The following is an 11,049-nucleotide window of genomic DNA, read 5'->3' as shown; positions in this document are numbered from 1 at the left end:
GCCGCCGCTTCCGCCCGACAATAAACGTCCCTAAGCCTGCGCCAGCCGCTCGGCGTGCCAGCGCAGATGGTCGTCCATGAAGGTCGAGATGAAGAAATAGGAGTGGTCATAGCCCTCGCGCATGTTGAGCGTGAGGGGAATGCCCGCTGCCTTGCAGGCCTGTTCGAGCAGCCAGGGTCGCAGCCCGTCATCGAGAAAGCCGTCCGCCGTGCCCTGATCGACCAGCAATTCGGGCAGACGGTGGCCATCCTCGATCAGCAGCGTCGCGTCATAGGGGCGCCAGGCGCTTTCGTCCTTTCCGAGATATTTTTCGAAGGCGGGGCGCGACCAGCCGGCGGTCGAGGGTTGCGCGATCGGAGCGAAGGCCGAAACCGAGCGGAACCTGCCCGGGTGGCGCAGGGCGAGGGTGATGGCGCCGTGCCCGCCCATGGAGTGGCCGAAGATGGCCTGCCGCGCCATGTCGAGCGGAAAATTCTTGCCCACCAGAGCGGGCAGTTCCTCGGCGATATAGCTGGCCATGCGGTAGTGGGCGGCATAGGGCGCTTCCGTCGCGTCGACATAGAAGCCGGCGCCCTTGCCAAACTGCCAATTGTCCTTCTCGTCGGCGACATCCTCGCCGCGCGGACTGGTATCGGGGCAGATCACGGCAACGCCGAGCTCGGCCGCCAGCCGGCGATATTCGCCCTTGTCCATGACGTTCTGATGGGTGCAGGTCAGCCCCGAAAGATACCAGAGCAGCGGCACCTTCCCCTCCTGCGCCTGGGGCGGCAGGAACAGCGCGAACGTCATGTCGCAGCGGCAGGCCGCGCTCTGGTGGCGATAGACGCCCTGGATGCCGCCGAAGCTCCTGGCGGTCGAGATGGTTTCCACGGTGTCCCCCAAATCAATAAACGATGACCGAGCGGATCGATTCGCCCTTTTCCATGAGTTCGAAGGCGGTGTTGATCTCATCGAGCGGCATGGTGTGGGTGATCAGATCGTCGATATTGATCTTGCCCTCCATGTACCAGTCGACGATTTTCGGCACGTCGGTACGGCCGCGCGCGCCCCCGAAGGCGGTGCCCTTCCAGACCCGGCCGGTGACGAGCTGGAAGGGGCGGGTGGCGATCTCCTTGCCTGCCTCGGCGACGCCGATGATGATGGATTCGCCCCAGCCCCGATGGCAGCATTCGAGCGCCTGGCGCATGACATCGGTATTACCGGTGGCATCGAACGAATAATCGGCGCCGCCATCGGTCAGGTCCTGGATGGCCTGCACCACCTTGTCGTTGCCGATCTCGCGCGGATTGACGAAATCGGTCATGCCGAATTTCTCTGCCATGGCGCGCTTGGCGGGATTGATGTCGACGCCGATGATCCGGTCCGCGCCGACCATGCGGGCGCCCTGGATGACGTTGAGCCCGATGCCGCCGAGGCCGAAGACCACGACATTGGAGCCGGGCCGCACCTTGGCGGTATAGATCACCGCGCCGATGCCGGTGGTGACGCCGCAGCCGATATAGCAGATCTTGTCGAAGGGGGCGTCCTCGCGCACCTTCGCCACCGCGATCTCGGGCAGGACGGTGAAGTTCGAGAAGGTCGAGCAGCCCATATAGTGGAAGACGTCGCGGCCATCGTGCGAGAAGCGCGTGGTGTGGTCGGGCATCAGCCCCTGGCCCTGGGTCGGGCGGATCGAAGTGCACAGGTTCGAGCGCTGCGACAGGCACGTCTTGCACTCGCGGCATTCGGGCGTATAGAGCGGAATGACGTGGTCGCCCGGCTTGACGGAGGTGACCCCTGCCCCGACCTCGCGGACGATGCCCGCCCCCTCATGGCCGAGGATGGCGGGAAACTTGCCCTCCGAATCGAGACCCGAAAGCGTATAGGCATCGGTGTGGCATACGCCGGTCGCCATAATCTCGACCAGCACCTCCCCGGCCCTCGGCCCGCCCAGCTCGACAGTCTCGATCGACAGCGGCCTGCTGGCCTCCCAGGCCACGGCAGCGCGTGATTTCATGATGCTTTCCCCTTTATGCGTTCTCGTGGCGCGCCTATTTCAGATAGGTGCGCAGGATTTTCATGACGGTGTCGATTTCGGCGTCGGGATCGGCGTCCGGCGGCCGGGCAATGGCTTTGGCGGCTTCCCCGAAGGTTTCACGCAGATGGCTTTCCAGCACTTCCGCCATCAGCCCGTTGGTGGCGCCGCGCAACGCCGCGATCTGCTGCAGCAACGTTCCGCAATCCGTGCCGGCATCGACCGCCCGCTCCAGGGCCTCGGCCTGCCCCCGAATGCGGCGCAAGCGCGCGACGGCGCGCCTTTTCTCCTCTGGTGAATATGGCATGGCCACTCCTGTGACCGGCCAAATTTGACATACTCCAGGGGAGTATTCAAGGGAGAGCGGAACGGGGTGCGCTTCGACGCCAGGGGAAACGCCTTAGCGCAGCATCCAGTCGCTGCGGTGGACGAACAGATAGGCCAGCAGGCCGACAAAGCAGCCCGCTCCGGCGACGAGCCCGACACCGGGCGCGCCGATGACGAAGCCGATCAGCAGGGCGTAGCACAGCAGGGCCAGACCCCAGAGCATCGCCCGGGGCACCTCATCCATGTCCGCCGCGAACAGGGGCAGACGTTCGACCTGCTCGGTCCTTAGAGGGCGGTCTTCCATGGGGAGCCTCCTTTCCCCAAGGGAATGCCACCAGGCGCACCAAGGTTCCGGAGCCGCCTGCCAAGGAAAAAGCAATGCCGGGGACGTCAATGCCCCAGCATCTTCTCCATCGCGCCGGGCCGGTCATGCATGGCGAACTTGTCCATGATGGTGGCGCTGGCGGCATTGAGCCCGACGACTTCAATAGCCGTACCCGCGCGCCGGAACTTCAGGATCGCCATGTCGATGGCACTGACCCCGGTGAGGTCCCACAGATGGGCCCGCCCCAGATCGATGCGCACCTGATCCACCTGTTCGGTAAAATCCAGTGCGGCAAGGAAATCGTCCGCGCTGGCGAAGAAGAGCTGCCCTTCCACCAGATAGGTGCGTTCCCGGCCATCCGGCGACAGCGATGCGGTGATGCGGAAGATCTGCGACACCTTCCACGCGAAGAAGATGCCGGAAAGCAGGACGCCTACCCCCACGCCCAGCGCCAGATTGCTGGTTCCAACCACGGTGAGCACGGTGGCGAGCATCACGACGCTCGACCGGCGGGGGTGACGCGCCAGGTCGCGCAGCGAGGACCAGCTAAAGGTGCCGATGGAGACCATGATCATGATCGCCACCAGCGCCGGCATGGGGATCAGCCCCACCCAATCCCCGAGCACCAGCAGCAAGAAGAGCAGGAAGGAGCCGGCGACGAAGGTGGAGAGCCGCGTCCGCCCGCCCGATTTCACGTTGATCACCGACTGGCCGATCATCGCGCAGCCGGCCATGCCGCCGAACAATCCGCTGGCGATATTGGCGATGCCCTGCCCGACGCTTTCGCGGTTCTTGTCGCTGGTCGTATCGGTCATCTGGTCGACGATGGAGGCGGTCAGCAGGCTTTCGAGCAGCCCGACGGCGGCGACGGCCACCGAGGTGGGAAAGATGATGCGGAGGGTTTCGAGGTCGAGCGGCACATCTGGCAGCAGCAGCACCGGCAGCGCATTGGGCAATTCGCCCAGATCGGCCACGGTGCGCGTGTCGATGCCCAGGGCGAGGGCAAGCGCGGTGAGCACCAGGATGCACACCAGCGGCGAGGGCACCGCGCGGGTCAGCCGGGGAAACAGATAGATCACGCCCAGCCCCAGGGCGATCATGGCATAGGTCTGCCAGGTCACCCCGATCAGTTCGGGAAGCTGGGCCATGAAGATCAGAATCGCCAGCGCGTTGACGAAGCCGGTCATGACCGAACGCGAGACGAAGCGCATGACGTAGCCGATGCGCAGCCAGCCGGCCCCGATCTGGATGATGCCGGCAAGGATGGTGGCGGCCAGCAGATATTGCAGGCCGTGCTCACGCACCAGCGCGCCGAACAGCACGGCCGTGGCGGCGGTGGCGGCGGAGATCATCGCCGGGCGGCCGCCGGCAAAGGATATGACGATGGCGATGACGACGGAGGCGTAAAGCCCGACCCGCGGATCGACGCCGGCAATGATGGAAAAGCCGATGGCTTCGGGAATGAGCGCCAGGGCGACGACAATGCCGGACAGGATATCGGCACGGATATTGGAAAGCCAGTCGCGGCGCAGTGTGTGAGCAAGGGACATTCGGACCATGGACGCAGAACGTGCGGTTCGCGGAGCGAGCCAAACGGAAATGGTTTGCGTAGTCTGGAGTTGATCCGGCGGATCGGCGGCCGGAAGAGCCACCCGGGATTGCACCGGGTCCGGGGCGAATGCCTGCCTCGATGCCACAATTGCGCGAAAGCGGCAACCCTTGGGCGACGGCCGCCCTCCTGCCCGGGATTGGCAAACCAGCTCCAAGCTGCCATAGCCGTCCCATGACCAGCGATAATGACGACTACATCTATGACGAGGCGACCGGCGAATGGCGCCCCGCCTCCGAGCTTGCCGCCGAAACCGCCGAGAGCGAGGCCGTCCGCGACGCCTCGGGCAATGTGCTGGCGGATGGCGATTCCGTGGTGCTGATCAAGGACCTCAAGGTCAAGGGCGCCGGACAGACGCTGAAACAGGGCACGGTCATCCGCTCGATCCGGCTCACCGACAACCCCGAGGAAATCGACTGCCGGCACGACGCCATCAAGGGCCTCGTGCTGCGCACCGAGTTCGTCCGCAAGCGGTAGGGCGCTTAACCGGCCGCCCGATCAGCGCCCGGGCAACCACCGTTTTTCGATCCGGCAGACCATGGTGTAGGCCGGGTCGTAGACATTGCCGACATGGTAGCGGACCACCTGGCCCATGAGATGGCTGGCGGCGGCGGGGCTGAGACCGTATTCGCCGGTCAGCCAGGCGAACATGTCGCTGGTGGCGTGCTGCAAGGCCTGGTCGAGCGGCCGGGCATTGCCCACAGAGAAAATCTCGGTGGCGGTCTCGCCGCGCGGCCAGACCAGCTTGCGGTTCTTTTCCACCGTCAGGCGCACCTCGACCTCGAAACAGGTCTCGATGCCGGTGCCCACGATCTCGCCATCGCCCTGTGTCGCATGGCCGTCGCCGAGGAAGAACAGCGCACCCGGCACGCCGACGGGGAACCACGCCGTGCTCCCCGGTCCGAAGACGCGATAGTCCATATTGCCGCCATTTTCGGCGCTGGTCGCGGTGGACAGGGCCTGCCCGCCGCCGGGGGCCACGCCGAAACAGCCCAGCATCGGCTCGAGCGGCAACACGAAATCCTCAAGGCCTTGCACCGGCGGGTCCAGCTTCGCGGTCAGCGCTTCGAGGTCGATCTGCCAGTTCACCTTGTCGCGCGGCGGCAGGGTGCGCACGGTTTCGGGATCGACGACAAGGGCGGACAGCGAACCCAGCGTCCAGCCGGTCTCGCGGATCGGCGTCATGCGCACGATCTCCACCTTGAGCGCGTCGCCCGGCTCGGCGCCGGTTACGAAGATCGGCCCGTTCATCGGGTTGGAGCCGTCGGCGCGCTTCACCCCGTCCTTGTCGAAGCCGCGGGCATCGAGCGTTTCGGTGATGACCGTGTCACCCGAGGCGATGGTGAGGGCCGGGGGCAGCGAGCCCAGAACGTTGTGCCAGGTGCTGGCGCTGAAGCGATGTGTCGTCATGATGTTCAATGACTTAGCCGACCCGGATCGGCGCGGCAAGCCGCCCCGGGATCATGCGCCGCGCCGGCGCCGGATCGCGGCGGCGAGCCATTCGATCCGGTCCGGGGCCGGCACCACCACGCAGGTGCTGCAATAGGCGCCCCCCGGTGTGCGGTATAGCCGGCAACAGCCCCCGCGCAGGCGGAACCATTCCCCTTCCCCCGCCACGTCGACTTCGACGAAACGCCACTGCCGGTTGCGCAACGGCTCCGAGGCCATGATCGCTTCCGCCTCGGCGCGCGCCCTTTCCTCCCCGCCGCAGCGCTTGGCATGAGCCAGCATGCCCCCGGAAATCCCGTCGCCCACCAGACGCCAGAGCGCGCGCCGCGACAGGCCGGTGCGGTCGCTCAGCGCCGCGACCAGGGGCTCGTGGATAGCGGCCAGCGTGCCGATGAAGGCGGCGCGGTCACGGGGGCGGCCCGCTTCCGGGATCGCGAAGCGGAAGCGGAAATCGATGTCGCGGCCGGTGCCGGCACCCTCGATCCGCAGGACCATGGCCAGATCGCGGTCGGTCAGGCGCGGCAGCCTGGTGTCCGAGAGATAAAGCGAACCCAGAATCTCCCCCAGCCGCCATACGAGGATGCTGAGGAGATAGGCGGCGGCCGAGCGTCGATCCATGCCGCCGTAAAGCATGGCGGTCCGATCCAGCCAGATATCGAGTTCCGGGCCTGAAGCGATTTGCCCCGGTGACAGGAAGGGCGGCGCGATGGGACCGGGATCGATGCCCAGTTCCGGCTTTTCGGCGGCCAGGCGGCGAAGCGCTATCCGGGCCGAACCCATATCGTGCGAACTCAACGGCACCGGCGATTCCCTGCTTGGAGCGCGGTCCGAGATTCGCGCCCGTCGCGGCGTTTGTGGGCGAGCGGACGAGTCGGGTCAATGGCGGCCGGATGCTCCCGGCGCCATCCCCTGCCCGATCATGCGCTCCTGCGCCCGCATTGCCCCGCGCAGCTCGGCCAGCCCCTTCAACCTGCCGATGAGCGGATAGCCGGGCTGGGCGTCGCGGCCCAGATCGTCGAGTATGTCCTGTCCATGGTCGGGCCGCATGGGGATGACGCAGTCGCGGCGACCCTCGCGGCGGCGGCGCGCCTCCTCCTCGGCGATGGCGGCGACCAGATCGATCATGTCGACCGAGCCGTCCAGATGCTCGCATTCATGGAAGGAGCAGCCCAGTTCCGCGCCCTCGCGCTGCACATTGCGCAGATGCAGGAAATGCACGCGATGGCCGAGCCGGCGCATGATGCCGGGCAGGTCGTTGTCGGGCCGCGCCCCCAGCGCGCCCGAGCACAGCGTGATGCCATTGGCCATGTCCGGAACATGGTCCAGCATGGACCGGTAATCCTGCTCGGTCGACATGATGCGGGGCAGGCCCATCAGCGGAAAGGGCGGATCGTCCGGATGGCAGCAGAGACGCAGGCCCAGCCGGGCGGCAGTGGGCACCACTGCTTCGAGGAAATCCAGCAGGTGCCGGCGCAAGCGGTCCGGCCCCACGCCCGCATAGCGGTCGAGATAAAGCTGGACACCGGCGACCGAAAGGCTGTCGGCGGCGCCCGGCAGACCGGCCAGCGCACTCGTGACCAGGCGGTGCCTGTCCGCCTCCGTCATCGTGGCGAAGCGTTCGGCCGCTTGCGCGGCCACGGATGCGGGGAAATCCGCCGCCGCCCCGCGCCGTTGCAGGATGTGGATGTCGAAGGCGGCGAAATCGACGGCGTCGAACCGCATGCAGGTGCCGCCATGGGGCAGGCGCCAGGCGAGGTCGGTGCGGGTCCAGTCGATGACCGGCATGAAATTATAACACACCACCTCGATGCCGGCCCGGGCCAGATTGGCGAGGCTCTGCCGGTAGTTGTCGAGATGCCGGCGCCAATCGCCGGTCTGCAGCTTGATGTCCTCGGAAACGGGCAGGCTCTCGACCACCTCCCATTTGAAGCCCGATTCCCGCCCGTCGGCGGTGTGGGCGATTTCGGCCTGCCGCCGGGCGATTTCCTCAGGCGTCCAGAGCTCGCCGTCGCTGACATGATGCAGCGCCGAGACGATGCCCCGGGCGCCGGTCTGCATGACGTCGGAAATGGTGGTCACGTCGGTGGGGCCGAACCAGCGCCAGGTTTCAAGCATGGTCTATCCGGGAGAAAAGAGGCGTCATGATCGGTTCCGGGTCCGGGCCATGGTGAGACCCTCGGCGTCGAAGAGGTGCCAGTGCCCCTCGCGCGGGGTGACGTGAAGCACGTCGCCGCGGCCCGCCGTGCTCTGGCCCTGTTCGTGGATCAGCACCGATATGTCGGCGCCCAGGGTGCAGTGCAGGTAGCTGCTGGAGCCGTATTGCTCGGCCACGCTGACCGTGACCGGCCAGCCGGCACCATCGCGCGAGACGATGAAATCCTCCGGCCGCACGCCCAGCGTCACCGGCCCGGAGCCATCGGCCGGCGCTCCCGGCAGGTCCAGCTTCTCCAGCCCGGGGGCCTCGAAGGCGGAGCCCGCCAATCGCCCCTCGATGAAATTCATCCGCGGCGAGCCGATAAAGCCGGCGACGAACAGGTTGCGGGGATTGTTGTAGAGGTCGAGCGGCGAGCCGACCTGCTCGATGACGCCCTTGCGCAGCACGACGATCTTGTCGGCCATGGTCATGGCCTCGATCTGGTCATGGGTCACGTAGATCATGGTATTGCCCAGCCGCTCGTGCAGCTTGGTGATCTCCACGCGCATCAGCACGCGCAGCTCCGCATCCAGATTGGACAGCGGCTCGTCGAAGAGGAAAATCTTGGGGTCGCGGGTGATGGCGCGGCCGATGGCGACGCGCTGGCGCTGGCCACCCGAAAGCTGCCTCGGCCGACGCTCGAGCAATTGCTCGATCTGCAGCAGCCGCGCCGCCTCGTTGACGCGGCGCTCGATCTCGGGCCGGGCCATGCGGATGTTCTCGAGCCCGAAACTCAGATTCTGCCGCACCGTCATATGCGGATAGAGCGCATAGGACTGGAACACCATGGCGACACCGCGTTCGGCCGCCGGGGTATCGACCACGCTCTTGCCGTCGATGCGGATATCGCCGCCGCTGACCTCCTCGAGCCCGGCGATCAGCCGCAGCAGGGTGGACTTGCCGCAACCCGAGGGACCGACGAAGACGACGAATTCGCCATCGTTGATTTCCAGGTCCACCCCGGGAATGATTTCCACCACCCCGAAAGACTTCTTGACGTTGTCGAGCGTGAGATTGGCCATCGGGGAACCCTATTTGATGCCAGTGGAAGCGATGCCGCTGGTGATGTAGCGCTGCAGGAAGATGAAGGCGAAGGCCAGCGGCAGCGCCGTCAGCGTGGTCATCGCCAGCAGGATTTCATAGCGGATGCCGTATTCGGTCTGGAACGAGGCCAGCGCCAGTTGCAGCGTGTAGGAATCGCGCCGTGTCAGCACCACCAGGGGCAACAGGAAGTCGTTCCAGCGCGACAGGATGGAAAAGATCGCCACCACCGCCAGCGCCGGGGAGGACAGCGGCAGGATGATGCGCCAGAAGATGCGCCATTCGCTGGCATGGTCCATGCGCGCCGCCTCGATCAGCTCATCGGGAATGGTCAGCATGTATTGGCGCAGCAGGAACACCCCGGTCGGCGTCGCGACCGTGGGCAGGATCACCCCCCACAGATTGCCCACCAGCCCCAGCTGGGCCACGATCATATAGGTGGGTACCAGCACCACCGTCGCCGGGATCATCAGCGTCGCCAAGATCGACACCAGCGCGGCATTGGAGCCGCGAAAGCGGTATTTGGAGAGCGCGAAGGCGGCCATGGAGTTCATCACCAGCGTGATCAGCGTCGCCACCACAGTGATGAACAGGCTGTTGAAGACATAGCGCCAGATCTGCCCACCCGAACTCGAGAGCAGGTTGGTGTAGTTTTCGACCGCCAGATAGATCCGGCGCACCGGCGTCGCGTTCTCGACCGGAACGGTTATCCGTTCCTCGGGATTGGCCGGATCGATCATCTGGGCGCGGATGCCGACGCGGCGCAGTTGCGCCAGCCGCTGGACATCCCCATCCTCGGTGACCACGTCGAACAGCGGCAGCGGATCGTCATGGCCGTCCACCATCACCGTCTCCGCCGCATAGGGCAGCAGCGTCGGCGGGAACTCGCTGAGATTGGCCGGGGTCTTGAACGAGGACACCACCACCCACAACACTGGCGTGAACATCACCAGCAGGCCGATCACGAGGTAGAGATAGGTCAGCCAGTCGGTCCAATCGAGGCGCTTGCGGCCGCGCCGGCGGAACACGAATTCGCCGATGGAACTGCCGGAACGGGTGAGGCTGGCGTCAGTCATTGTTCCCACCTCGGGAAATGCGCATCTGGATGCCGGTGAACACGAGCAAGGCCAGGCCCAGCAGCAGGGAGGCGGCGGCGGCCAGACCGAAATTGCGCGGCTGGGAGGCGAACCCGACCTCGTAGATATATTGAACCATCAGCATGGTCGCCGAGCCGGGACCGCCGCCGGTGAGCACGTAAAGCTCGTCGAAGGTCTGCACCGAGCGGATCACCGCCAGGATGAAGACCACCAGCAGCACCGGCTTGAGCAGCGGCAGGGTGATGCGGAAGAACATCCGAGTCGGGGTGGCGCTGTCCATGCGCGCCGCCTCGTAAACGTCACGCGGGATCGCCTGCAGGCCGGCCAGGAGGATGATGGTGTAAAAGCCCATATGCGCCCAGACGGTGACGAAGACCGACCAGAAAAAGGCGGTATTAGGAAAGACCAGCCAGTTGATCGGGGTCAGGCCCACAGATTCGATCAGGCCGTTGAGAGCGCCGTTGCGCTGCAGGATCCACTGCCAGGTCAGAGCCACCACCACCGGCGAAAGCATGACGGGAAAGAAGAAGACGCCCCGGAAGAAGCCGCGGCCGCGAATGTCGCGGTTGAGGCATACCGCCGTCAGCAGCGCGATGACGATCATGCACACCACCTGCACCGGCACGAAGACCATCGTATTGCCCAGCGCGCGCCAGAACAGGTCGCGCGAACAGGTGGAAGGATCGAGGAAATTCCTGCAATCGAACAGCGTCTGGTAATTGGCGCCGCCCACCAGCGGCCGGTCCCAGGGGAACAGACGATCGCTGCCGCTCACCGAATAGAAGACGTTGATGAACACCGGCAACAGGGCGAAGAGCAGCACCGCGGTGAGGTTGGGGATCAGGAAGACCCACGGCATGCGCTTGATGCCGACCAGCCGCTGCAAGCCGTACATGAGCGGCTCGACCGCGCGGGCAGGCAGGGACAGGATGGCGCTGGCCGCCGAAGCGAACGGGGTGCTTGCGCTCATGGAACCATTCTCCGGAAAGCGGA

Annotated in this window: 12 protein-coding genes and 1 other annotated feature; of the genes, 1 reads left to right on the top strand and 11 read right to left on the bottom strand. The window is 65.7% G+C overall.

Annotated features, from left to right (window positions below; all coding sequences use genetic code 11):
* Positions 1 to 30: 30 nt before the first annotated feature.
* From fghA to ACFOOL_RS10125, 5 genes are all read right to left on the bottom strand, one after another.
* Positions 31 to 870, bottom strand: coding sequence for an S-formylglutathione hydrolase (gene fghA, locus ACFOOL_RS10145; RefSeq protein WP_380096842.1), 840 nt, complete (start codon positions 868 to 870; stop codon positions 31 to 33).
* Positions 871 to 883: 13 nt separating this feature from the next.
* A complete protein-coding gene (locus ACFOOL_RS10140; RefSeq protein ID WP_380096841.1) occupies positions 884 to 1,996 on the bottom strand; it encodes an S-(hydroxymethyl)glutathione dehydrogenase/class III alcohol dehydrogenase in 1,113 nt (370 codons plus the stop codon).
* Positions 1,997 to 2,030: 34 nt separating this feature from the next.
* Positions 2,031 to 2,321 carry a metal/formaldehyde-sensitive transcriptional repressor gene (locus ACFOOL_RS10135; protein ID WP_380096840.1) on the bottom strand — a complete coding sequence of 97 codons (291 nt, stop codon included), beginning with the start codon at positions 2,319 to 2,321 and terminating at the stop codon, positions 2,031 to 2,033.
* A 93-nt stretch (positions 2,322 to 2,414) separates the two neighbouring features.
* Positions 2,415 to 2,645, bottom strand: a complete 231-nt coding sequence (locus ACFOOL_RS10130; RefSeq protein ID WP_380096839.1) for a hypothetical protein — start codon at positions 2,643 to 2,645, stop codon at positions 2,415 to 2,417.
* Between the two features lie 86 nt (positions 2,646 to 2,731).
* Positions 2,732 to 4,216, bottom strand: a complete 1,485-nt coding sequence (locus ACFOOL_RS10125; protein WP_380096838.1) for a SulP family inorganic anion transporter — start codon at positions 4,214 to 4,216, stop codon at positions 2,732 to 2,734.
* 68 nt (positions 4,217 to 4,284) lie between these two features.
* Positions 4,285 to 4,340: a sequence feature (sul1 is cis-regulatory element that is thought to sense ions involved in sulfur or methionine metabolism; They are found in Alphaproteobacteria), on the bottom strand.
* Between the two features lie 4 nt (positions 4,341 to 4,344).
* On the opposite strand from ACFOOL_RS10125, the gene ACFOOL_RS10120 reads away from it, so the two are divergent.
* Positions 4,345 to 4,752: a zinc ribbon domain-containing protein YjdM gene (locus tag ACFOOL_RS10120; protein WP_380096837.1), complete on the top strand. Its 408-nt coding sequence runs from the start codon at positions 4,345 to 4,347 to the stop codon at positions 4,750 to 4,752.
* Positions 4,753 to 4,773: 21 nt separating this feature from the next.
* On the opposite strand, the gene ACFOOL_RS10115 is transcribed toward ACFOOL_RS10120, so the two are convergent.
* The 6 genes from ACFOOL_RS10115 to ACFOOL_RS10090 all read right to left on the bottom strand — a co-directional run bounded on the left by ACFOOL_RS10115 (position 4,774) and on the right by ACFOOL_RS10090 (position 11,026).
* Positions 4,774 to 5,685 carry an acetamidase/formamidase family protein gene (locus tag ACFOOL_RS10115; protein ID WP_380096836.1) on the bottom strand — a complete coding sequence of 304 codons (912 nt, stop codon included), beginning with the start codon at positions 5,683 to 5,685 and terminating at the stop codon, positions 4,774 to 4,776.
* A 51-nt stretch (positions 5,686 to 5,736) separates the two neighbouring features.
* Complete coding sequence (locus ACFOOL_RS10110; RefSeq protein ID WP_380096835.1) at positions 5,737 to 6,519, bottom strand: (2Fe-2S)-binding protein; 783 nt, start codon at positions 6,517 to 6,519, stop codon at positions 5,737 to 5,739.
* A gap of 81 nt (positions 6,520 to 6,600) precedes the next feature.
* Positions 6,601 to 7,839, bottom strand: coding sequence for a mannonate dehydratase (uxuA, locus tag ACFOOL_RS10105; RefSeq protein ID WP_380096834.1), 1,239 nt, complete (start codon positions 7,837 to 7,839; stop codon positions 6,601 to 6,603).
* A 24-nt stretch (positions 7,840 to 7,863) separates the two neighbouring features.
* Positions 7,864 to 8,940, bottom strand: coding sequence for an ABC transporter ATP-binding protein (locus ACFOOL_RS10100; protein WP_380096833.1), 1,077 nt, complete (start codon positions 8,938 to 8,940; stop codon positions 7,864 to 7,866).
* A gap of 9 nt (positions 8,941 to 8,949) precedes the next feature.
* The gene (locus ACFOOL_RS10095; RefSeq protein ID WP_380096832.1) at positions 8,950 to 10,035 is read right to left on the bottom strand and encodes a carbohydrate ABC transporter permease; all 1,086 of its coding nucleotides are present in this window, start codon (positions 10,033 to 10,035) and stop codon (positions 8,950 to 8,952) included.
* Entirely contained in the window at positions 10,028 to 11,026 is a 999-nt protein-coding gene (locus ACFOOL_RS10090) for a carbohydrate ABC transporter permease (protein WP_380096831.1), read from the bottom strand. The genes ACFOOL_RS10095 and ACFOOL_RS10090 overlap by 8 nt, the downstream gene beginning before the upstream one ends.
* Positions 11,027 to 11,049 lie beyond the last annotated feature (23 nt).

The sequence above is a fragment of the Devosia honganensis genome, assembly GCF_042648785.1.
Classification (GTDB): Bacteria; Pseudomonadota; Alphaproteobacteria; order Rhizobiales; family Devosiaceae; genus Devosia; species Devosia honganensis.
The sequence above is the reverse complement of the archived record's forward strand: the minus strand, read 5'-3'. Positions and strand labels throughout refer to the sequence as shown.